The 21,823-nt window shown below is 70.9% G+C and carries 23 protein-coding genes; 11 read left to right on the forward strand and 12 right to left on the reverse strand.

Going from position 1 to position 21,823, the window contains the following annotated elements; genetic code table 11:
• Positions 1–5: 5 nt before the first annotated feature.
• Entirely contained in the window at positions 6–344 is a 339-nt protein-coding gene (locus tag LNW73_RS22150) for a P-II family nitrogen regulator (protein ID WP_250991085.1), read from the reverse strand.
• Positions 341–1,669 (reverse strand): ammonium transporter, encoded by a 1,329-nt coding sequence (locus LNW73_RS22155; protein WP_250991086.1) that lies wholly within the window; start codon positions 1,667–1,669, stop codon positions 341–343. The genes LNW73_RS22150 and LNW73_RS22155 overlap by 4 nt, the downstream gene beginning before the upstream one ends.
• Before the next feature lie 200 nt (positions 1,670–1,869).
• Here LNW73_RS22155 and era point away from each other — a divergent pair, with 200 nt between their 5' ends.
• Positions 1,870–2,820, forward strand: a complete 951-nt coding sequence (gene era / locus LNW73_RS22160) for a GTPase Era (RefSeq protein ID WP_138353195.1) — start codon at positions 1,870–1,872, stop codon at positions 2,818–2,820.
• Between the two features lie 42 nt (positions 2,821–2,862).
• On the opposite strand, the gene LNW73_RS22165 is transcribed toward era, so the two are convergent.
• Both LNW73_RS22165 and LNW73_RS22170 read right to left on the reverse strand, forming a co-directional pair.
• On the reverse strand, positions 2,863–3,129 hold the full coding sequence (locus LNW73_RS22165) for a protealysin inhibitor emfourin (RefSeq protein WP_250991087.1): 267 nt from the start codon (positions 3,127–3,129) through the stop codon (positions 2,863–2,865).
• A gap of 8 nt (positions 3,130–3,137) precedes the next feature.
• Complete coding sequence (locus tag LNW73_RS22170; RefSeq protein ID WP_250991088.1) at positions 3,138–4,256, reverse strand: M4 family metallopeptidase; 1,119 nt, start codon at positions 4,254–4,256, stop codon at positions 3,138–3,140.
• Between the two features lie 305 nt (positions 4,257–4,561).
• On the opposite strand from LNW73_RS22170, the gene leuA reads away from it, so the two are divergent.
• The 6 genes from leuA to LNW73_RS22200 all read left to right on the forward strand — a co-directional run bounded on the left by leuA (position 4,562) and on the right by LNW73_RS22200 (position 10,132).
• Positions 4,562–6,331, forward strand: a complete 1,770-nt coding sequence (gene leuA / locus LNW73_RS22175) for a 2-isopropylmalate synthase (protein WP_374117253.1) — start codon at positions 4,562–4,564, stop codon at positions 6,329–6,331.
• 393 nt (positions 6,332–6,724) lie between these two features.
• Complete coding sequence (locus LNW73_RS22180) at positions 6,725–7,492, forward strand: TerB family tellurite resistance protein (RefSeq protein WP_374118153.1); 768 nt, start codon at positions 6,725–6,727, stop codon at positions 7,490–7,492.
• A 148-nt stretch (positions 7,493–7,640) separates the two neighbouring features.
• Positions 7,641–7,988, forward strand: coding sequence for a hypothetical protein (locus LNW73_RS22185; protein WP_250991090.1), 348 nt, complete (start codon positions 7,641–7,643; stop codon positions 7,986–7,988).
• A 111-nt stretch (positions 7,989–8,099) separates the two neighbouring features.
• Complete coding sequence (gene recO, locus LNW73_RS22190) at positions 8,100–8,846, forward strand: DNA repair protein RecO (protein ID WP_138353201.1); 747 nt, start codon at positions 8,100–8,102, stop codon at positions 8,844–8,846.
• A 63-nt stretch (positions 8,847–8,909) separates the two neighbouring features.
• The gene (locus tag LNW73_RS22195; RefSeq protein ID WP_250991091.1) at positions 8,910–9,740 is read left to right on the forward strand and encodes an isoprenyl transferase; all 831 of its coding nucleotides are present in this window, start codon (positions 8,910–8,912) and stop codon (positions 9,738–9,740) included.
• Positions 9,741–9,745: 5 nt separating this feature from the next.
• Entirely contained in the window at positions 9,746–10,132 is a 387-nt protein-coding gene (locus LNW73_RS22200; RefSeq protein WP_250991092.1) for a hypothetical protein, read from the forward strand.
• A 4-nt stretch (positions 10,133–10,136) separates the two neighbouring features.
• On the opposite strand, the gene LNW73_RS22205 is transcribed toward LNW73_RS22200, so the two are convergent.
• The 4 genes from LNW73_RS22205 to LNW73_RS22220 form a co-directional block, all read right to left on the reverse strand.
• Entirely contained in the window at positions 10,137–10,553 is a 417-nt protein-coding gene (locus tag LNW73_RS22205; protein WP_250991093.1) for a Fur family transcriptional regulator, read from the reverse strand.
• A 74-nt stretch (positions 10,554–10,627) separates the two neighbouring features.
• A complete protein-coding gene (locus tag LNW73_RS22210) occupies positions 10,628–11,521 on the reverse strand; it encodes a metal ABC transporter permease (RefSeq protein ID WP_250975827.1) in 894 nt (297 codons plus the stop codon).
• Positions 11,521–12,306, reverse strand: coding sequence for a metal ABC transporter ATP-binding protein (locus LNW73_RS22215; RefSeq protein WP_250993002.1), 786 nt, complete (start codon positions 12,304–12,306; stop codon positions 11,521–11,523). The genes LNW73_RS22210 and LNW73_RS22215 overlap by 1 nt, the downstream gene beginning before the upstream one ends.
• Before the next feature lie 50 nt (positions 12,307–12,356).
• Positions 12,357–13,322 carry a metal ABC transporter substrate-binding protein gene (locus tag LNW73_RS22220; RefSeq protein ID WP_250991094.1) on the reverse strand — a complete coding sequence of 322 codons (966 nt, stop codon included), beginning with the start codon at positions 13,320–13,322 and terminating at the stop codon, positions 12,357–12,359.
• A gap of 141 nt (positions 13,323–13,463) precedes the next feature.
• Between LNW73_RS22220 and LNW73_RS22225 the strand changes: the two genes are divergently transcribed.
• On the forward strand, positions 13,464–14,846 hold the full coding sequence (locus LNW73_RS22225; protein ID WP_250975825.1) for a glycine--tRNA ligase: 1,383 nt from the start codon (positions 13,464–13,466) through the stop codon (positions 14,844–14,846).
• Between the two features lie 85 nt (positions 14,847–14,931).
• On the opposite strand, the gene LNW73_RS22230 is transcribed toward LNW73_RS22225, so the two are convergent.
• Positions 14,932–15,423 (reverse strand): hypothetical protein, encoded by a 492-nt coding sequence (locus LNW73_RS22230; protein ID WP_250991095.1) that lies wholly within the window; start codon positions 15,421–15,423, stop codon positions 14,932–14,934.
• A 169-nt stretch (positions 15,424–15,592) separates the two neighbouring features.
• Between LNW73_RS22230 and LNW73_RS22235 the strand changes: the two genes are divergently transcribed.
• The 3 genes from LNW73_RS22235 to LNW73_RS22245 are packed head-to-tail and all read left to right on the forward strand — an operon-like array spanning position 15,593 to position 18,305.
• A complete protein-coding gene (locus LNW73_RS22235) occupies positions 15,593–16,837 on the forward strand; it encodes a sensor histidine kinase (protein WP_250991096.1) in 1,245 nt (414 codons plus the stop codon).
• Positions 16,825–17,469, forward strand: a complete 645-nt coding sequence (locus tag LNW73_RS22240; RefSeq protein ID WP_250991097.1) for a response regulator — start codon at positions 16,825–16,827, stop codon at positions 17,467–17,469. Before LNW73_RS22235 ends, LNW73_RS22240 begins: the two co-directional genes overlap by 13 nt.
• Positions 17,466–18,305 (forward strand): DUF4097 family beta strand repeat-containing protein, encoded by an 840-nt coding sequence (locus LNW73_RS22245; RefSeq protein WP_250991098.1) that lies wholly within the window; start codon positions 17,466–17,468, stop codon positions 18,303–18,305. The genes LNW73_RS22240 and LNW73_RS22245 overlap by 4 nt, the downstream gene beginning before the upstream one ends.
• Here the strand turns inward: LNW73_RS22245 and LNW73_RS22250 are convergent.
• The 3 genes from LNW73_RS22250 to LNW73_RS22260 form a co-directional block, all read right to left on the reverse strand.
• Entirely contained in the window at positions 18,275–18,892 is a 618-nt protein-coding gene (locus LNW73_RS22250; RefSeq protein ID WP_250991099.1) for a TetR family transcriptional regulator, read from the reverse strand. The genes LNW73_RS22245 and LNW73_RS22250 overlap by 31 nt on opposite strands.
• A gap of 330 nt (positions 18,893–19,222) precedes the next feature.
• Complete coding sequence (locus LNW73_RS22255; RefSeq protein WP_250991100.1) at positions 19,223–20,233, reverse strand: aldo/keto reductase; 1,011 nt, start codon at positions 20,231–20,233, stop codon at positions 19,223–19,225.
• A gap of 78 nt (positions 20,234–20,311) precedes the next feature.
• A complete protein-coding gene (locus LNW73_RS22260; RefSeq protein WP_250993003.1) occupies positions 20,312–21,793 on the reverse strand; it encodes an MFS transporter in 1,482 nt (493 codons plus the stop codon).
• Positions 21,794–21,823 lie beyond the last annotated feature (30 nt).

The raw sequence follows: 21,823 nt of genomic DNA on the forward strand, positions 1-21,823 counted from the left end.
AACGCTCAGAGCGCGTCAGGTCCGCGCTCGCCCGTGCGGACCCGTACCGCCGTCTCCACCGGCACCGACCAGACCTTGCCGTCGCCGATCTTGCCGGTGCGGGCGGCGTTCACGACCGCCTCGATGACGGCCTCGGCGTCGGCGTCCTCCACCAGAACCTCGAGCCGGACCTTCGGCACCAGGTCGACGCGGTACTCGGCGCCCCGGTAGACCTCGGTGTGGCCGCGCTGGCGCCCGTAGCCGCTGGCCTCGGTGACGGTGAGGCCGTGGACGCCGAGCTCCAGGAGCGCCGTCTTCACCTCGTCCAGCTTGAACGGCTTGATGACGCCGGTGACCATCTTCATTCGGCGGAGCTCCTGTTCTTGGCGTGGGCAAGGGCCTGGGCGAGAGCCGAGGCGTGCACGTGCGGGGCGCCCTGCGAGACGACGCCGTGATCGTATGCGGACTCCGCGTGCACGGTCAGGTCGAGGCCGGTGAGTTCGTCCTCCGCGGAGACCCGGAAGCCCATCAGCCGGTCGATGACCTTCCCGATCCCGTACGTGACGGTGAACGCGTACCCCCCGACGGCCGCCACCGCGACGGCCTGCTTGCCGAGCTGGCCGAGACCGCCGCCGTAGAACAGCCCCTCGGGGCCGCCGGTCATGGTGGCGGTCGCGAGGAAGCCGATGAGCAGGGTCCCGACGATGCCGCCGATGAGGTGCACCCCGACCACGTCGAGGGAGTCGTCGTAGCCGAGCCGGAACTTCCAGCTGACCGCGAACGAGCAGAGCACCCCGGCGGCCAGGCCCACGACCAGCGCCCCCATCAGGTCCACCGAGCCGCAGGCCGGGGTGATCGCGACCAGACCGGCCACCGCGCCGGACGCGGCGCCCAGCGTCGTGGCGTGGCCGTCGCGGCGCTTCTCCACGATCAGCCAGCCGAGCAGGCCCGCGCAGCCCGCGACCTGGGTGTTGAGGAACGCGGCCGCGGCCAGCCCGTTCGCGCCGAGCGCCGAGCCCGCGTTGAAGCCGAACCAGCCGAACCAGAGCAGCCCCGCGCCGAGCACCACCAGCGGGATGTTGTGCGGGCGCATGGCCTCCTTGCGGAAGCCGAGCCGCGGGCCGAGGACCAGCGCCAGCGCCAGTCCCGAAGCGCCGGAGCAGACCTCGACGACGGTGCCGCCCGCGAAGTCCAGAGCGCCCAGTTTCGCCACGATCCAGCCACCGGTGCCGAAGACCCAGTGGGCCACCGGGACGTATACGAGAAGCGTCCAGACGAGAACGAAGGCCACCCAGGCGCCGAACTTCGCGCGGTCGGCGATGGCGCCGCTGATCAGTGCGGCGGTGACGACGGCGAAGGTCAGCTGGAACGTGGCGAACAGCAGCGTCGGGACATGGCCCGTGACGCTCGTCGGGCCGATGTCGTGCATGCCCAGATGGTCCAGGCCGCCGATCAGCCCGAGGCCGCCGGCGTCCGGTCCGAAGGCGAGCGAATAGCCCGCGACCAGCCAGACCACCGTCACCAGCGCGATCGACACGAAGCTCATCATGAGCATGTTGAGGACGCTCTTCGTGCGGACCATGCCGCCGTAGAAGAGGGCCAGGCCCGGTGTCATCAACAGGACGAGCGCGGTGGCGGCGAGCAGCCAGGCGGTGTCTCCGGAGTCGATTCCGGCCGACAGGTACGGCACGAGGACTTCCCTTCCCGGGGCGGCGGGGGGTGGTGCACGGCGGTGGATGGACACGAGCCTCACGGTCGGCGGTTTCCGGATGTGGGCAGACGTGTTTCCGCCGTGTTTCGTGTTGCGGAGGAGTTTCCGGCCGCTCACATCCGGCCGCCGCCCGGGTTCACGGGTGCCGGTGTGACCCGGGCTCGCCGCGATCGGGGAGAATGGGCCGCATGAGCGCCAGTCCCCAGTCCTCCGAGGCCGTCCACCGGTCCGGCTTCGCATGCTTCGTCGGCCGCCCCAACGCGGGCAAGTCGACCCTCACGAACGCTCTCGTCGGCATCAAGGTCGCCATCACCTCAAGCCGGCCGCAGACCACCCGGCACACGGTGCGCGGCATCGTGCACCGCCCTGACGCGCAGTTGATCCTCGTCGACACCCCTGGTCTGCACAAGCCGCGCACGTTGCTGGGCGAGCGGCTCAACGACGTGGTCCGCTCGACCTGGGCCGAGGTCGACGTGATCGGTTTCTGTGTCCCGGCCGACCAGAAGCTCGGCCCCGGTGACAAGTACATCGCCAAGGAGCTCGCGGGGGTCCGCAAGACCCCCAAGATCGCGATCGTCACCAAGACGGACCTGGTCGACGACAAGGTGCTGCGCGAGCAGCTGCTCGCGATCGCGGAGCTCGGCCGCGAGCTGGGCATCGAGTGGGCGGAGATCATCCCCGTCTCGGCCGTCGCGGACGTCCAGGTCGGGCTGCTCGCCGACCTGATCATCCCGCTGCTCCCGGAGGGCCCGCAGCTCTACGCGGACGGCGACCTCACCGACGAGCCCGAGCAGATCATGGTCGCGGAACTGATCCGCGAGGCCGCGCTCGAAGGCGTACGGGACGAGCTGCCGCACTCCATCGCGGTCGTCGTCGAGGAGATGATCCCGCGCGAGGACCGGCCGAAGGACAAGCCGCTGCTCGACATCCACGCCAACATTTACATCGAGCGGTCCAGCCAGAAGGGCATCATCATCGGCCCCAAGGGCGCCCGCCTCAAGGACGTCGGCACCAAGTCGCGCAAGCACATCGAGGCGCTGCTCGGCACGCCGGTCTTCCTTGATCTGCATGTGAAGATCGCCAAGGACTGGCAGCGCGACCCGAAGCAACTGCGCAAGCTGGGGTTCTGACGGGTGCGGCCTCAAGCGCCGTCCAGCGCCTGAGGCCGCCCGTCACGCGCCTTCCTTCAGCACCGTCTGGATCAGATCGCGCTGCGCGTCGGTCAGATGCGGGTCCGCGCAGTGGACGGTGCGGCCGTCGACGGTGATCTCGTAGTGGAAACCGTCCGGCACCCCGTGCGCGGGCGCGGAACCGCCCTGCTCGACGGTCGCACGCGCCACCCCGTGCAGATGCGCGGCATCGGGCCGGCCGGTGGTGTCCAGCACGGCCCGACGCTCGATTCCGGCGAAGCCGCCGGACCGGATCACTTCTATGCGCACGCTGCTCCTCAGCCCTGCTGGCCCGACGCACCTTCCGGCTGTCCGGCCTGACGCGGGAGGTCCGCGCCATTGCCCGCCGACGTCGGGACGCCGACCTGCGACCACGCCTTCAGTACGGCCTGGTGCGCCTCGCCCTCCCCGTACCGCTCCTGTGCGGCCGAGACGGTCAGCCGGGCGAACTCGGCGAACGACGCCTGCGGGGAGATCCGCCCGCCCGTGAGCACGTCGTACCAGATCTGCCCGGCCTGCTCCCATGCATACCCGCCGAGGGACTCGGCCACCAGATAGAAGGCGTGGTTCGGGATGCCGGAGTTGAGGTGCACGCCGCCGTTGTCGCGGCCGGTCGTCACGAAGCCGTCCATGCTGCCCGGCTGCGGGTCCTTGCCGAGCTTCGGGTCGTCGTAGGCCGTGCCCGGTGCCTTCATCGAGCGCAGCGCGTCACCGTGGATGGTGGGGCCGAGCAGTCCGGCGCCGATCAGCCAGTCCGCGGTGTCGGCGGTCTGCTGCAGCGCGTACTGCTTGATGAGCGAGCCGAACACATCGGACATCGACTCGTTGAGCGCGCCCGGCTGACCGAAGTACGTCAGGTTCGCCGTGTACTGGGTCACGCCGTGCGTCAGCTCGTGGCCGATCACGTCCACGGGCAGGGTGAAGTCGAGGAAGATGTCGCCGTCACCGTCCCCGAACACCATCTGCTCGCCGTTCCAGAAGGCGTTGTTGTACCCCCGGCTGTAGTGCACGGTCGCGTTCAGCGGCAGACCCTGGCCGTCGATCGAATGCCGCTGGTACGCCTTCAGATACAGCTCGAAGGTGGCGCCGAGACCCGCGTACGCGCGGTTGACGGTCTGGTCCTTGCTGTCCTTGTCGCCCTCGCCGCGGGACTTGCGGCCCGGGAGCGCCGTCTGGTGCTTGGCGTCGTAGATCGTCCGCTTCGGCTGGTCGGAGTCGACCGCACCGGCGACGGATGGCGCGCCGATGACCGTCGTCATCCGGCGATGGGTGCGCTCGAAGGCGTCCCGCTCCAGCGTGGCGCGGGCGAGATCGGAGAGCGCGCGGTCCTCGGACGTGGCCATCTTGTCGAGGACATGCGGAGGAATGATCGTGCAGAAAGTGGGTGTCGCGTCCATGGCCGCAATGTGGCACGCGGCGACGGGGCTGTCACTGCTTGCGACGATGATTACTGAAAAGGGACGGAAGATCATGGTTTTACTGGACAAAACCACTCGTCTTGCATACTGAGAGGGAGCGCGCTTCGGGTGCGATTTCCGAGCGGGCTCGGCTATGGTCGTCCACATCATGCGTTTCGGGCTGCTTCTCCTTAGCTGCCGCGGCGAGGGCCTGTAGTCGTAGGCCGACCCCCTCCCCGCGGAGTTCTGGCGTGCGCATCGCCGTCGGCCGTACTGGAGCCGGACCCATGAGGAGCCCACCGCAGATGTCCCAGAACCCCGTGAATTCCGTAGGCCGCCCCACGCCCATCACGGCGGCGAGCGTGCGCCAGCGCCCCACTGCGATGCCGATCCACAAGTACGCGCCCTACGACGCCGTCGACATCGCCGACCGCAGCTGGCCGAACGCGCGGATCACCAAGGCGCCGCGCTGGCTGTCCACGGACCTGCGGGACGGCAACCAGGCCCTGATCGACCCGATGTCCCCGGCGCGCAAGCGGGCGATGTTCGATCTGCTGGTGAAGATGGGCTACAAGGAGATCGAGGTCGGTTTCCCGTCGTCCGGCGAGACCGACTTCGCCTTCGTGCGCTCCATCATCGAAGAGGGCGCGATCCCCGAGGACGTGACGATCTCCGTCCTGACGCAGGCCCGCGAGGAGCTGATCGAGCGGACCGTCGAGTCGCTGGTCGGCGCCCGCCAGGCCACCGTGCACCTGTACAACGCGACCGCGCCGGTCTTCCGCCGGGTGGTCTTCCGCGGCACCAAGGAGCAGGTCAAGGCCATCGCCGTGGACGGCACGCGGCTGGTCATGGAGTACGCGGAGAAGATCCTGGGCTCCGACACGGTCTTCGGCTACCAGTACAGCCCGGAGATCTTCACCGACACCGAGCTGGACTTCGCCCTGGAGGTCTGCGAGGGCGTCATGGACGTCTGGCAGCCGGAGGCCGGCCGCGAGATCATCCTGAACCTGCCGGCGACCGTCGAGCGCTCCGCCGCCAGCACGCACGCCGACCGTTTCGAGTGGATGTCGCGCAACCTGTCGCGCCGCGAGAACGTGTGCCTGTCGGTGCACCCGCACAACGACCGGGGCACCGCGGTGGCCGCCGCCGAGCTGGCGATCATGGCGGGTGCGGACCGGATCGAGGGCTGCCTGTTCGGGCAGGGCGAGCGCACCGGCAACGTCGACCTGGTCACCCTGGGCATGAACCTGTTCAGCCAGGGCGTGGACCCGGAGATCGACTTCTCGCAGATCGACGAGATCCGCCGCACCACCGAGTACTGCAACCAGATGGAGGTCCACCCGCGCCACCCGTACGCGGGCGACCTGGTCTACACGTCCTTCTCCGGCTCCCACCAGGACGCCATCAAGAAGGGCTTCGAGGCGATGGAGGCCGACGCGGCCGCCGCCGGCAAGACCGTCGACGAGATCCCGTGGGCCGTCCCGTACCTGCCGATCGACCCGAAGGACGTCGGCCGCTCCTACGAGGCCGTCATCCGGGTCAACTCGCAGTCCGGCAAGGGCGGTATCGCGTACGTCCTGAAGAACGACCACAAGCTGGACCTGCCGCGCCGGATGCAGATCGAGTTCTCCAAGATCATTCAAACCAGGACCGACGACGTGGGCGGCGAGATCACGCCGGCCGAGATCTGGGCGTCCTTCCGCGACGAGTACCTGCCGACGACGGAGAACGCCTGGGGCCGCATCGAACTGCGCTCCGCCCAGGCCGAGACCACGACCGACGGCGGCGACGCGCTGACCGTGGAGGCCGTCGTGGACGGTGTCGCGACGGTGCTGACCGGTCGCGGCAACGGTCCGATCTCCGCGTTCTTCGACGCGCTGTCCTCGGTCGGCATCGACGCGCGGCTGCTGGACTACACCGAGCACACGCTGAGCGAGGGCGCGAGCGCCCGGGCGGCGTCGTACATCGAGTGCGCGATCGACGGCAAGGTGCTGTGGGGCATCGGCATCGACCCCAACACCACGCGCGCCTCCCTGAAGGCGGTCGTCTCGGCCGTCAACCGGGCGGCCCGCTGAGTGACGCCTTCGGGTGAGTACATCCGTTCCTGAGCCCTTCCGGATCCGTTCCTGAGTCCGGCCGGCTCGCGGACGAACTCCGGCGGCAACGGCTGCGGCGGCCTTCACCGGCCCGCCGCGGCCGTTGGCGCGTCCGGGGACCCGGGCGGAACGGGCCCCGGAAGGTGTCCGGTCCGTCCGGAAACCCCTGTCCTGCGCCCATCGGGCGCCGGGTGCCGGCCAACAGCGAGATCGCGTCAATCCTCTTCCCGGGCCGACCCGCTGTGACCTGCTACGACGCGGTGCGGAGCCGGCCGATCCGGAAATCCCCCCTTACGCGGTACTGACTGCGCGTCACTGGTGTGGCTAACATCACGGCAGCAGTAACGGCACCGTTGCCGAGGCGTTACGCACATGTGCGTGCCGGATCGGTGCGTACCGGGACGAAACGCCGGAGGGTGCAACGTGGTTCAGCTGCGAGGGCTGTGCTTCTGGGGTGTGCGCACCGCATGGCACACCGAGGACGACGGCGAGTTCTTCTGCCCCGACTGCGGTGGCGACCGTGCCTATCACCGGCGCAGCGGCACGCGGCGCCTCACCGTGCTCAACGTTCCCCTGCTGACGCGGGGGCCGGCCGGTGTCGTCATCGAATGCAGCGGCTGCCACGGGCACTTCGGTGCCGAGACGCTCGACCACCCCACGACGGCCCGGTTCTCCGCGATGCTGCGCGACGCCGTCCACACCGTCGCACTCGCCGTGCTGACGGCGGGCGGGGCCGCCGGCCGGCCGGCCCGGGAAGAGGCCGTCCGCGCGGTGCGCGCCGCCGGCTTCACCGACTGCACGGAGGACCAGCTCCTCGGACTGCTGGCGGCGATCGTCGCCGACGCGGGACGGTTCCCCGGCGCCGCCGACGCCCTCGGCCCCGACTCCTTCGCCGACGCCCTCGACGGCTGCGGCAGTTGGCTCTCCATCGAGCTCCACGAGGCCCTGGAGCCGCTCTCCGCGCACCTCGTGCCCCAGGGGCGCGAACGGATCCTGCTGCAGGGCGCGCGGATCGCCCTCGCCGACGGTCCCTACCTTCCCGCCGAGCGGGAGGCGCTGGTCGCGGTCGGCCGCTGTCTGTCGCTGCCCGCGGGGGACACCGACCGGCTGCTTGCCGAGGCCGCGGGCGCGCCGTCCTGACACGTCCCCCCGATGCCGGACGGCGCGTCTCCGGGCGCGGCCGTCCGGGTGACAGCGAATCGTTTCCGCAGGCCGGTGAGGTGCAACGCCGGCGCATCGGCGGAAGGGCTCAGGCGTCCAGTACGCCTTCTCACAGGAGCCTGTCCCCATGCGCATTCGTCATTCGGTCGCCGCGTCCCTCGGTGCCCTCGCCCTCGTCCTGACCCTGTCCGCCCCGGCGGACGCGGCCACCGGGACCTTCGTCTACACGTACTCCGGCCTGGACGGCAGTGCGCAGACGGCCACGCTGGAGAACCCGCCGAGCCACGAGTGCATCACCCTCCCGGAGGTCGCCGACCCGTCGTCGAGCTCGCCCGCGCACACCCCGCTGAACCGCACCGACGCCACCGCCGTCGTCTTCACCGACCCGGGCTGCGAGGGCGACGCCTTCCGGCTGCGGCCCATCGGCGGCCACGGCTCCGAGCGGCTGAAGCTGCGCTCGGTGCTGTTCGTCTGACCGTCCCGCCGTGCCCCGGTACGAGCTGCTCGGAGCCCGGACCGGGGCACAGCTGTAGCTCCACGGGCCGGCGGGCCCGGCGGCCCCCTCCCGTACGGGACAATGGGCCGTATGAGTCTGTTCCGCGACGACGGCATCGTGCTGCGCACCCAGAAGCTGGGTGAGGCGGACCGGATCATCACGCTGCTCACCCGCCGGCACGGGCGGGTGCGGGCGGTGGCCAGGGGAGTCCGCCGCACGAAATCGAAGTTCGGGGCGCGGCTGGAGCCGTTCAGCCACGTCGACGTGCAGCTGTTCGCGCGGGGCGGGGAACTGGTCGGGCGCGGACTGCCGTTGTGCACCCAGGGTGAGACGATCGCTCCGTACGGTAGTGCCATCGCGGCCGACTACGACCGCTACACCGCCGGCACGGCGATGCTGGAGACGGCGGAACGGTTCACCGACCACGAGGGCGAACCGGCCGTCCAGCAGTACCTGCTCCTCGTCGGCGCGCTGCGCACCCTGGCCGCCGGTGAGCACCAGCCGCGGCTGATCCTCGACGCCTTCCTGCTGCGCTCGCTGGCCGTGAACGGCTACGCGCCGAGCTTCGACAACTGTGCCAAATGCGGTATGGACGGGCCGAATCGGTTCTTTTCGGTAGGAGCGGGAGGAGTCGTCTGCGCCGAGTGCCGTGTGCCGGGAAGCGTCGTACCCTCACGGGAGTCCCTGGAACTGCTGGGCGCGCTGCTGGGCGGTGACTGGGAGACGGCGGACGCCTGCGAGCCGCACTTCTGCCGGGAGGGCAGTGGGCTGGTCGCGGCGTATCTGCAGTGGCACCTGGAGCGTGGGCTGCGGTCGCTGAAGTTCGTCGAGAAGTAGCGCGCGGCAGCGCGCGGTGGACCTGGCAGTACGCAGTACCGAGATGTAGGAGAGGCAACGCGCATGGCACGTCGCGGGATTCTGGGCCGTTCCCGACCGGAGTACCGGACTCCGGACCCACACCCGTCGGGCGCGGTGCCCCCGAAGATCCCCGGGGAGCTGGTGCCGCAGCACGTCGCCATCGTCATGGACGGCAACGGCCGCTGGGCGAAGGAGCGCGGCCTCCCGCGCACCGAGGGCCACAAGGTCGGCGAGTCCGTCGTCCTCGACGTCCTCAAGGGCAGCATCGAGCTGGGCGTCAAGAACCTCTCCCTGTACGCCTTCTCCACCGAGAACTGGAAGCGCTCGCCCGACGAGGTGCGCTTCCTCATGAACTTCAACCGGGACGTCATCCGCCGCCGCCGCGACGAGATGGACGAGCTCGGCATCCGCATCCGCTGGGTGGGCCGGATGCCCAAGCTGTGGAAGTCCGTCGTCCAGGAGCTCCAGGTCGCCCAGGAGCAGACGAAGGACAACGACGCCATGACGCTCTACTTCTGCGTCAACTACGGCGGCCGCGCCGAGGTCGCGGACGCGGCCGCCGCCATGGCCGCGGACGTGAAGGCCGGCAAGCTCGACCCCTCGAAGGTCAACGAGAAGACCTTCGCGAAGTACCTGTACTACCCGGACATGCCGGACGTGGACCTCTTCATCCGCCCCTCCGGCGAGCAGCGCACCTCCAACTTCCTGCTCTGGCAGACCGCCTACGCCGAGATGGTCTTCCAGGACGTCCTGTGGCCCGACTTCGACCGCCGCGACCTCTGGCGCGCCTGCCACGAATACGCCTCCCGTGACCGCCGCTTCGGCGGCGCCCTCCCGAACGACCTCATCCCGGACGCGGACAAGCGCGCCTGAAGCGCGTGAGCGCGGATGCTGATGAGCGGGTGCTCGCCGTGGCACGCGGGCTGGGGGCGCTGGGGCTGCTGGTGGTGGCCGCGGCTCTGATCGTGGCCGCTGGGGCGGGGACGACCGAGGCGGCGGATCCGGGGGCGTTCCCGGGGATCAGGGCGAACCACGCGTGGTCCGTGCTGGTGCTGCTGGTTCTCGGGCTCGCCGCGCTGCTGTGCGCCGGCCTGGTCGCCCGCCGGACCGGACGGGTGGCGCGCGTCGTGCTGGCCGTCGCGGTCGCGGGTCTGGTGCTGCTGGGCGGGCGGGTGGCCTGGGAGGTGGCGCCGATGCTGGGGTGCGGCGGGGCCGACGGGCTGGCGCGGCAGGCCGACGGCTCGTACGCCTGTTACGACCGCTGAGCCGTCAGGCCTTATCCGCGGTCGCGCACTCGGCGCAGGTGCCGAAGATCTCCACGGTGTGGGCGACGTTGACGAAGCCGTGGTCGGTGGCGATGGCCTCGGCCCACTTCTCGACGGCCGGGCCCTCGACCTCGACGGCCTTGCCGCACATGCGGCAGACGAGGTGGTGGTGGTGGCCGTCGGAGCAGCGGCGGTAGACGGACTCGCCGTCGTCCGTGCGCAGCACGTCGACCTCGCCGGCGTCGGCGAGGGACTGCAGCGTGCGGTAGACGGTGGTGAGGCCGACGGAGTCGCCGCGGTGCTTGAGGAGGTCGTGGAGGTCCTGGGCGCTGCGGAATTCCTCGACCTCGTCGAGCGCGGCGGCGACGGCAGCGCGCTGCCGGGTCGATCGGCCCTGCACGGGGGGCTTGGTGGTCGTCACCGACGCCTCCTTCTCGGTCGTAACCGTCACCGTCCAGATGTCCGGTCGGTCGTCATTGTGTCAGGCCACCGGGCCTAAACCCGAACGTCGTCCTGGGGGACGCGCGCGGCGGGTACCTCCAGGGTGCACCGTTCCGCGGTGGCAGCGGAACCTCGGGCCCGTTTTCTTGCCAGCGGACCGGCGAGCAGCGCCAGGGCGATGAAGATGGCGATGGCCAGCAGAACGATCGTCGGTCCGGACGGTACGTCCACGTAGAACGACGTGACGGCGCCGGAGAGCGAGACCGTGACGCCGATGAGGACGGCCAGCGCGAACGTCATCGCGAAGCTGCGGGACAGCTGCTGGGCGGCGGCGACCGGGACGACCATGAGGGCGCTGACGAGCAGCAGGCCGACGACGCGCATCGCGACGGTGACGGTGACGGCGGCGGTGACCGCCACCAGCAGGTTCAGCAGCCGGACCGGCAGACCCGTGACGCGGGCGAACTCCTCGTCCTGGCAGATCGCGAAGAGCTGCCGGCGCAGTCCGACTGTGACGAGCACCACAAACGCGGCGAGCACGCAGATGGTCGTGACGTCCTGCGGCGAGACGGTGTTGAGCGAGCCGAAGAGGTACGTGACGAGGTTCGCGTTGGAACCCGTGTCGGACATGCTCATCAGCATCACGCCGCCGGCCATGCCGCCGTAGAAGAGCATCGCGAGCGCGATGTCACCGTGCGTCTTGCCGTACCAGCGGATCAGCTCGATGGCGACGGAGCCGACGACGGCCACGGCGGTGGCCATCCAGATCGGGCTGGCGTTGAGCAGGAAGCCCAGGCCGACGCCGGTCATCGCGACATGGCCGATGCCGTCGCCCATCAGCGCCTGACGGCGCTGGACGAGGTAGATGCCGATGGCGGGGGCGGTGATGCCGACCAGGACGGCCGCGATCAGGGCCCGCTGCATGAAGGCGTAGTCGAGGATGTCCATCAGCTCAGCAGCCCCGTCCTGATCGGTTCGGCGTCGTGTGCGGCGTGCGGGTGCACATGGTCGTGGCCGGGCAGCGCGTGCTGGCCGGCGGCGCGCGGCGGCGGTCCGTCGTGGACGACGCAGCCGTCGCGCAGCACCACCGCGCGGTCGATCAGCGGCTCCAGCGGCCCGAGCTCGTGCAGGACGAGCAGCACGGTGGCGCCGCCCGCGACCTGCTCGCGCAGGGTGCCGGCCAGGATCTCCTGGCTGGCGACGTCGACCCCCGCCATCGGCTCGTCCATGATCAGCAGTTCGGGCTCCACGGCCAGCGCGCGGGCGATGAGCACCCGCTGGTGCTGGCCGCCGGACAGCGCGTTGACGGAGTCCCTGGCGCGGTCGGCCATGCCGACCAGCTCCAGCGCCCGGTCGACCGCCGCGCGGTCGGCCCGGCCGAGCGGCCGCAGCCGGGTACGGGCCAGCCGGCCGGCGGAGACCACCTCGCGGACGGTCGCGGGCACTCCGCTCGCGGCGGTGGTGCGCTGCGGGACGTAGCCGATCCTGGCCCAGTCGCGGAAGCGCTTGAGCGGGGTGCCGAACAGCTCGAGGCGGCCCTCGCTGAGCGGCACCTGGCCGACGACGGCGCGGACCGCCGTCGACTTGCCGGAGCCGTTGGCGCCGAGCAGCGCCACGACCTCGCCGCGGCCGACCGCCAGGTCCACCCCGCGCAGTACGGGCCGGGATCCGAGCGAGGCCGTCGCCCCGCGCAGGGATATGACCGGGACCGTCCGTCCGTCCGTCTCCGTCATGCCCGCCTCCGTCACCAGGTGCTCCGTCCTCTGCTCCGTCATCGCGTCCTTCACTTGCTGCCGAGCGCCGTCTGCAGGGCCTTGAGGTTGCTCTGCTGGACCTCGAAGTAGTCGGTGCCCTTGGACTTGTCGGTGATGCCCTCGAGGGGGTCCAGTACATCGGTCCTGAGCTTCAGGTCGCCGGCCAGGGTCTTGGCGGTGGCGTTGCTGGCGAGCGTCTCGAAGAAGACCGTCGTGACGTGGTGCTTCGCGGAGAGCTGCTGCAGGGCCTTGATGCGGGCGCCGCTGGGCTCGGCCTCGGGGTCGATGCCGCCGATGGCCTCCTCGACCAGGCCGTAGCGCTCGGCGAGGTAGCCGAAGGCCGCGTGGGTGGTGATGAAGGTGTCGGAGGCGCGGTTCTTGAGACCGTCCTTGAACCGGTTGTTCAGCGCGTCCAACTTCTTGACCAGTACGTCCGTGTTCTTCTGGTACGTGGCGGCGTTGTCCGGGTCGGCCTTGGCGAGCGTGGTGTTGACGCCCTTGGCGACCTCGGCGTACTTCACCGGGTCGAGCCAGACGTGCGGGTCGGCGCCGGCCTCGCCCTCGCCGGAGTGGTTGTCGCCGGTGGTGTGCGCATGGCCGTCGACCTCGGTGCCGTGCTCCTCCAGCGTGGTCAGCGACGCGGCGTCGGCGGTGTTCTTGACGCCGGACTGCTTGACGGCTTCGTCGACGGCGGGCTGCAGGCCCTTGAGGTTGACGATCACGTCGGCCTTGCCGAGGGCGGCGGTCTGCCGCGGGGTGAGCTCCAGATCGTGCGGCTCGACGCCCGGCTTGGTGAGCGCCGTCACGGCGACATGATCGCCGCCGATCTCCTTCGCCAGGAATTCCATGGGGTAGAAGGACGCCGTGACCTTCAGTTTCCCGCTGCTCCCCGCGCCGTCCGCAGCGTCCGAAGCCGAGCAGGCACTCAGTGTGAGCAGGCCCAGGGCGGCGGTTCCGGCGACGGCGGCGGGTATCAGACGGTGGCGTTTGTTCATGACACTCATTTTCATCTGAAGTGGAAACGATTGTCAATTGCCTTCGATCCCTGGAGTTCCGCCGGAACCGATTTGATATGGGGACCGGGCCCGCCGGTAACCTGGGGCAACTGACCGCTTCGTCGTACTGAAGAGAGCACCGTGGCCGCCGACAAGATCGACACCATCGTCAGCCTGAGCAAGCGCCGAGGCTTCGTATTCCCGTGCAGCGAGATCTACGGCGGCTCGAAGGCCGCCTGGGACTACGGGCCACTCGGCGTCGAACTCAAGGAGAACATCAAGCGCCAGTGGTGGCGCTCCATGGTCACCTCGCGCGACGACGTTGTCGGACTCGACTCGTCGGTCATCCTGGCGCGCGAGGTCTGGGAGGCGTCCGGCCACGTCGCGACGTTCTCGGACCCGCTGACCGAGTGCACCTCCTGTCACAAGCGCTACCGCGCGGACCACCTGGAGGAGGCGTACGAGTCCAAGCACGGCCGTCCGCCGGCCAACGGTCTCGCCGACATCAACTGCCCGAACTGCGGCAACAAGGGCGCGTTCACCGAGCCCAAGCAGTTCTCCGGCATGCTGCAGACGCACCTCGGCCCGACCCAGGACGCGGGCTCCGTCGCGTACCTGCGGCCGGAGACCGCCCAGGGCATCTTCACCAACTTCGCCCAGGTGCAGACGACCTCGCGCAAGAAGCCGCCGTTCGGTATCGCCCAGACCGGCAAGAGCTTCCGCAACGAGATCACGCCCGGCAACTTCATCTTCAGGACCCGCGAGTTCGAGCAGATGGAGATGGAGTTCTTCGTCAAGCCGGGCGAGGACGAGCAGTGGCACGAGTACTGGATGGAGCAGCGCTGGAACTGGTACACCGGCCTGGGCCTCAACCCGGACAACATGCGCTGGTTCGAGCACGCCAAGGAGAAGCTGTCCCACTACTCGAAGCGCACCACTGACATCGAGTACCGCTTCAACTTCGGTGGCAACGAGTTCTCCGAGCTGGAGGGTGTGGCCAACCGCACCGACTTCGACCTCAAGGCGCACTCCGAGGCCTCCGGCCAGGACCTCTCGTACTTCGACCAGGAAGCCGGCGAGCGCTGGTTCCCGTACGTCATCGAGCCGGCGGCGGGCGTGAACCGCGCCATGCTCGCCTTCATGCTCGACGCGTACAACGAGGACGAGGCGCCCAACGCCAAGGGCGTCATGGAGAAGCGCACGGTCATGCGCCTCGACCCGCGCCTGGCGCCGGTCAAGGTCGCCGTCCTGCCGCTGTCCCGCAACCCGCAGCTGTCGCCGAAGGCCAAGGGCCTGGCGACCGACCTGCGGAAGAACTGGAACATCGAGTTCGACGACGCGGGTGCCATCGGCCGCCGCTACCGTCGGCAGGACGAGATCGGTACGCCGTTCTGCGTCACCGTCGACTTCGACACCCTCGACGACAACGCGGTGACGGTGCGCGAGCGCGACACCATGAAGCAGGAGCGCGTGTCGCTGGACCAGATCCAGTCGTACCTGGGTGGCCGACTGCTCGGCTGCTGATCTGTTGCCGTAGGCGCCGGTGGGGCTTGATACATCAAGCCCCACCGGCGTTTGCGTGTGCGGACGCATGAACTGAGCCTCAGGGTCAGCCGGGGCAGTTCGCGCGTGCGGACGCCCGTACGGCGAGTACCGCGCACAGGGCCGCGAGCGGTAGCTCAAGGCAGGCCGCCATCAGGAGCGCGGACGCGATGTCCGCTCCAGGGGCGGCTGTTGTGACGTCGAACCAGGCGTCGACCACCAGCAGCATCGCGGTGGCGGCGGCCACGATGCCGCGGCGGTGGTCGCGGCGGCGCAGGAGGAGGCCGGTGCCGATGAGGCCGACGGCCTCCAGGGCGTCCAGGCCCACCCAGGCGGTCGACCAGTGGGACGCCTGCGCGGTGGCCGGGAGCGAGGTCGCGAGGACGAACAGCCAGGGGATCAGGGCCAGTCCGAGCGCGATCAGGACGTAGCCGAGCGGTCGGGGGCGGCGCGGCTCCGGCTCCGGGACGGCGTACAACTCGATGATCTCGGCGCCGGCGCCGCCGTACTCGGTGGCGGTCGGACGGATCCGGGTGGCCGGCATCTCCAGGACGGACATGGTGGGGGAACTCCTTCCGGACCCGGCGGTCGGGTACGGAACCAGCCTCGTCGCCGGACCCGCGCGGGTCAGTAACGCCCGGGACCGACCTGTGGTGGTGCTGGCTATACCCCGAGAGCGGACCCCTACGGGATGCACACCGCCCCACCTGGGGCTCTACGGTGAGCGCATGGCATCAACAGGGCCGCTGCGGCGTGCACTCCAGCAGGCCGCCGGATACGCCCCGTGGTCGGCCTGGGCATGGCGGAACACGGCGTTCGTCACGGCGGGCGTGCCGCTGGCCGGGGTGAGCGCCCTGCTGATCTTCGACCTCGTGACGGACTGGCGGTCGGTGATCCTGCTGCCCGCGCTGCCCCTGGTCTGTGGCCCGCTGACGATGCTCCAGCGCAGCCGGTTCTGGTCGCTGCTGGGCCTGAACGTCCCCCGGGTGCCGCGGGCGAGCCCCTGGTACACCCCGCGCGGCGGCTGGCAGTGGCTGCGCTCGGAGGCGACCTGGCGGCAGTTGGGCTACCACCTGCTGGCCGCCCCGCTGGCGGCGGCCGGAGCGGTGCTCGTCGTCTGCACCTGGGTCGCGGGGATCTTCGGTGCGCTGGTCTTCTCCTGGGTGTGGGCGCTGCCCGTCGAGGACCGGCTGCCCGGCTGGACCGAGCGGTACACGCTCGTCACCGCCGCCGGGGTCGTCCTGCTGCTCCTGGCGCCCTTCCTGGCCGCCGCCGTCACCCGGCTCGACACCTCGGCCGCGGCCGCGCTGCTGGGGCCCAACCGGGCCAGGGAACTGCGGCGCCGCGTCGAGGACCTGGCCGAGAGCCGGGCGGGAGTGGTGGACGCCGCGGACGCCGAACGCCGCCGGATCGAACGCGATCTGCACGACGGCGCGCAGCAGCGGCTGGTGTCCCTCGCGATGAACCTCGGCCTGGCCCGCGCCACCCTCAAGGACCTGCCGCCCGAGGCGCGCAAGGTGATCGACGAGGCGCACCGCGAGGCGAAGGAAGCCATCGAGGAGCTCAGCAACCTGGTGCGCGGCCTGCATCCGGCCGTCCTGGACGACCGGGGTCTGGACGCGGCACTGTCGGGTGTCGCCGCGCGGGCGCCGCTGCCCGTCCATCTGAAGGTGGACATGGAGCGGCGGGCGTCGCCCACCGTGGAGGCCGTCGCGTACTTCGTGGTCTCCGAGGCGCTCGCCAACGTCGCCAAGCACGCCCGCGCGGAGCGGGTGGACGTCGAGGTGCGGTGGCGCGGGGACGACCTGCGGGTGACCGTCACCGACGACGGGATCGGCGGCGCCGACGTGGCGGGCGGTACCGGCCTGGCCGGGCTCGCGCAGCGCGTCGGCTCCGTCGACGGATCGATCAGAATAAGCAGCCCCGCCGGGGGCCCGACCATCATCACTGTGGAGTTGCCGTGCGGGCTGTAATCGCCGAGGACTCGGTCCTGTTGCGCATCGGACTGGTCAAGGTCCTGGAGACCGCGGGCTTCGAGGTCGCCGCCGAAGTGGGCGACGCCGAGGCCCTGCTGGCGGCCGTCGACGAGCACCGGCCGCAACTGGCCCTGGTGGACGTCAGGATGCCGCCCGGCTTCACCGACGAGGGCGTACGGGCCGCCCTGATGATCCGCCGGCAGTGGCCGGACACCGCGGTGCTGCTGCTCTCCCAGTTCGTCGAGGAGCGGTACGCGGCCGATCTGCTGTCGTCCCACGGCGGCGGCATCGGCTATCTGCTCAAGCAACGGGTCGCGGACGTCGAGGAGTTCATCGACGCGCTGCGCCGCGTCGCGAACGGCGGCACCGCGCTCGACCCGCAGGTCGTCGCGCAGCTTCTGCTGCGCCGCAACTCCGACCCGCTGGAGCGGCTGACGCCGCGCGAGCGCGAAGTGCTCTCGCTGATGGCGGAGGGGCGCTCGAACGCGGGTATCGCCGAGCAACTCGTGGTCAGCGAGAGCGCGGTCGCCAAGCACATCAACAACATCTTCGCGAAACTCGATCTGCCGGTGGCGGACGGGGATCACCGGCGGGTGCTCGCGGTGCTGCGGTTCCTGGAGGGGGCGTGAGCCCGGGGGGCGGTGCGGGTGGTGATCGCCGCCGGCACCGGGGGGTCTGGCTGGTGGTCGCGGCGATCAGCGCGCTGTTCATCGTGTCGCCGATGGCCGTGGAGACCTGGGCGTACTTCGGCGGGCACCGCCCCGGGCCCACCCAGTCGCTCGAAGTCCCGCCCGGGGGAGGCCGGGTCCAGCGGTTGCAGGTGGACGCGGGCAACGCGTCGGTGACGGTGCGGCCCGGTCCGGCGGGCCAGGTGCGGGTCCGGCAGACGCTGACCTGGTCGACGACGAAGCCGCAGGTCAGGAAGGTGTGGGACGGCGGTGTGCTGAAGGTGCAGGCGGAGTGCCCCGGCTGGTGGTCGCTGACCGGCCTGGACTGTTCGGTGAAGCTGGAGTTCGACGTCCCGCCGGAGATCGAGATCCAGGTCGTGGGCACCTCGGGATCCACGGACGTGCGCGGCACGACCGGCCGCCTGGACCTGACGAGCACCTCGGGGTCCACGACCCTGACCGACGTCGGCGGCACCGTCTGGGCCCGCACCGGATCAGGTGCCCTCGAGGGCACCGGGCTCTCCTCCCGGACGGCGGACGTGGGGGCGAACTCCGGTTCGCTGGACCTGGCGTTCACCTCGGCCCCGGACAAGGTGACGGCGAAGGTGGGCTCCGGCGCCGTCACGATCGGTGTCCCGCCGGGGTCCCACTACCAGGTGGTCGGGCGCAGCGGGAGCGGGTCGCGGGAGTACGCGGCGGGTCTGGAGGAGAGCACGTCGCCGCGGATCATCGACGCGACGGCGGGGTCGGGGTCGGTGGATGTCGACTATGTGGGCGGGGTACCGGGGGCGTCCTGAGGGCGAAGCCCGTTCAGCAGGAGGTCGCAGACCGCGTCGAAGGCGGTGTCGATGCCGGGCTGCGACCACTCGGCCGCGTACACCGGGTCGTGGAAGCGGCCGGTGGCGTCCCAGATGGCGCGGGCGATGGTGGCGGGGTCGGTGGACTCGGGGAGCGAGAATTCGCTGCGTGCGAGGCCGTCGCTGACGATGGTGGAGAGTTGGCCCACGAGGTCCTCGACGTGCTGGGCGACCACCGCGCTGGCCTCGCCCGCGAGCGCCATGTACGTCGCGAACAGCTCCGGGTCACCGCCGGCCTTGCGGCGCTTCGCCGCGAACAGCTCGGTCAGCCACCGGCGCAGCCGTTCGGGCGCGGGGTGCGGGCCGGCCGCGATGGCGGCGAGCGTGGAGTGCGACTGGTCCAGCCAGCGCTGGGTGACGGCCTCGCGGAGCGCGGCCTTGCTGGCGAAGTGCCGGTAGACGGTGCCGTGACTGACACCCAGGACCCGCGCGACGTCCACGACGGTGGCCTTGGCGGGGCCGTAGCGGCGGAGCACGTCCTCGGTGGCTTCGAGGATGCGGTCGGTGGTGAGGGTCACGGGCGGCATGGGGGCCTCTCGGTGCGTTGTCGTACGTCCCCAGTGTGGGGGGTCGGGGGCCGGGCCCTCCGGGGGAGGGGTTCGAAATCGACTATTTACGGTCCCCCAACCTTCGGCCGGGGGTGCCCCCAGCGGCCCACAAATAGCTCGGCAGCATTTCGAACCCCTCCCCCTGCGGCCCCGTCCCCCTCACGTCACAGCAGGTTCGTCCTGGCCGGCGCCCGAAGTCCGCCGCAGGCGCGACGGTGCGGCGTACGCACGTACCCGTACTCCCGCCGCCCGCCGCAGGCGGGACGGCGCTGTGGGGGTCGATGTACCCGCACCCCCTCCGGGGGAGGGTTACTTCTCGCTGTCCAGGTGGGCCATCTGTGCCTGCGGGTAGCGGGCGCCCGCTGCCGCGCCCGCGGGGACGGCGGACTCGATGGCCGCGAGGTCGGCCGCGTCGAAGGTGATGTCGAGGGCGCCGAGCGCCTCCGTGAGGCGGTCGCGGCGGCGGGCGCCGACGAGCGGCACGATGTCGGGGCCCTGCGCGAGCACCCAGCCGATCGCGGCCTGCGCGACGGTGACGCCCTTGGCCCCGGCGATCTTGCGGAGCGCCTCGACGAGGTCGAGGTTGCGGTCCAGGTTGTCGCCGGAGAAGCGCGGGCTCATGCCGCGGAAGTCGCCGGTGGCGCTGCTCCGGGCGGAGCGCTCGCGGGTCCAGTGGCCGCTGAGGAGTCCTCGGGAGAGGACGCCGTAGGCGGTGACGCCGATGCCCAGTTCACGGGCGGTGGGCAGGATCTCGGCCTCGATGCCGCGGGAGAAGAGCGAGTACTCGATCTGCAGATCCGAGATCGGGGCGGTGGCCGCGGCCCGGCGCAGGGCGTCCGCGCCGACCTCGGAGAGGCCGATGTGCCGGACGTGGCCGGCCTGGACCTGCTCGGCGATGGCGCCGACGGTCTCCTCGATCGGCACGTCGGGGTCGACGCGGGCGATCCGGTAGATGTCGATGTGGTCGGTGCCGAGGCGGTTGAGGGAGTAGGCGAGGAAGTTCTTCACGGCGGCGGGGCGGCCGTCGTAGCCGGACCAGCCGCCGTCGATGTCGCGCAGCGCGCCGAACTTGACGCTGATGACGGCCTGGTCGCGGCCCTGGGAGCTGCTGCGCAGGGCGTCGCGGATGAGGAGTTCGTTGTGGCCCATGCCGTAGAAGTCACCGGTGTCGATGAGGGTGATGCCGGCGTCGAGTGCGGCGTGGAGGGTGGCGGTCGACTCGGCGTCGTCACTGCCGCCGTAGAGGGCCGACATGCCCATGGCGCCGAGGCCGAGGGCGGAGACGGAGGGGCCGGTGGTTCCGAGGGTGCGCTTCAGCACGGGGTGCTCCTTGGACGGTGGAGGGGGTGTCTGAAGCATGGCATATGGAGTGACAGATTTCAATATTTGTCATTCAGTTCAGGAGACATGGCGGGGGAGCCGCAGGCTGAGCAGGATCGTCAGGGCGATCGCGCCGAGCTGGACCAGCAGGGTGATGACCAGGGCGTTCCGCATGCCGGCCGCGGGGATCAGGGCGAGGAAGAGGGTGCCGAGGGTCGCGACGCCGAGGGCGAGGGCGGACTGCTGGGTGGTGACCATGACGCCGCTGCCGACACCCGCCCGCTCGGCGGGCACCTCCGCGAGAACGATGCGGAAGAGCACCGGGAGCTGCAGGCCCTGGCCGAAGCCGGCCACCGCCATGCCCGGGGCGAGAGCGAGGACGTTCAGGTGCTGCCAGTCGTGCAGGGCGGCGGCGACCAGGAGGAGGACGCCGAGCGCCTGGATCAGGCCGCCGACCGTGACCACCCGGCTGCCGTACCGCGCGACCAGGCGCGGGCCCATCAGGGAGGCGGCGAAGAAGGTGGCGGCCAGCGGGGCCATCGCGGCACCGGCCGCGACCGGTCCGAAGGCCAGGCCCTGCTGCAGGGCCACCGCCATCACGAGCATGAAGCCGCCGAAGCCGATGGAGAACGGCACGACGAGCGGCAGTCCGCGCCGGATGCCGGGCAGTTCGAACAGGCTCGGCGGCACCAGCGGGGTGCGGCCCTGCCGGTCCGCGCGGCGCTCGACGGCGTAGAACGCGTAGGCCGCGAACGGGAAGGCGGCGAGCGAGATCCAGGTCCACAGCGGCCAGCCGGAGGCGCGGCCCTCGGTCAGCGGCGCCAGCAGCGTCACCAGGGAGACGGCCAGCAGGACGGTGCCCGGGACATCGATCGGGGCGGGGCGCTCGGAGCGGGTCTCGGGGATGGTGCGGGCCGCCAGGACCAGGCCGATCAGGGTGACCGGCACGTTCACCAGGAACACCGCGCGCCATCCGGTGCCGGCGATGTCGGCGGCCACCAGGACGCCGCCGAGGATCTGTCCGGCGACCATCGACAGGCCGGCCGTGGCGCCGTAGAGGCTGAGCGCGCGGGCGCGCCGCGTTCCGGCGGTGGAGGACTGGATGGTGGCGAGCACCTGGGGGAGCATCAGCGCGGCCGCGGCGCCCTGCGCCACCCGGGCGCCGACCAGCGTCCAGGCGTCCGGCGCGAGGCCGCAGGCCAGCGAGGTCAGGCCGAAGGCGGCCATCCCGGCGAGGAAGAGCCGGCGGCGGCCGAACATGTCGCCGAGCCGCCCGCCGAGCACCAGGAGCACGGCGTACGCGGTGCCGTAGCCGGCCACCACCAGCTCCAGCAGGGCCGGTCCGGCGGCGAGGTCGCGGTCGATGGTCGGCAGCGCGACGTTGACGATGAAGAAGTCGATCAGCGGCAGGGCCGCGCCGAGCAGCACGGTGAACAGGCCGAGTGCGGTCAGCACGGGACCGGCCGGGGCGGCGGGGCCCGCGGGTGCCGGGGGAGTGCCGATGCGCGTCACCCGGGGCAGGACCAGGGCACGGGAGGGGAGGACGGGAGTACGTTCCATTGGGGTCACGTGAGCAACCATGCGCCCGTT

Origin of the sequence: Streptomyces sp. RKAG337, from assembly GCF_023701715.1 — a bacterium.
Taxonomy (GTDB): Bacteria; Actinomycetota; Actinomycetes; order Streptomycetales; family Streptomycetaceae; genus Actinacidiphila.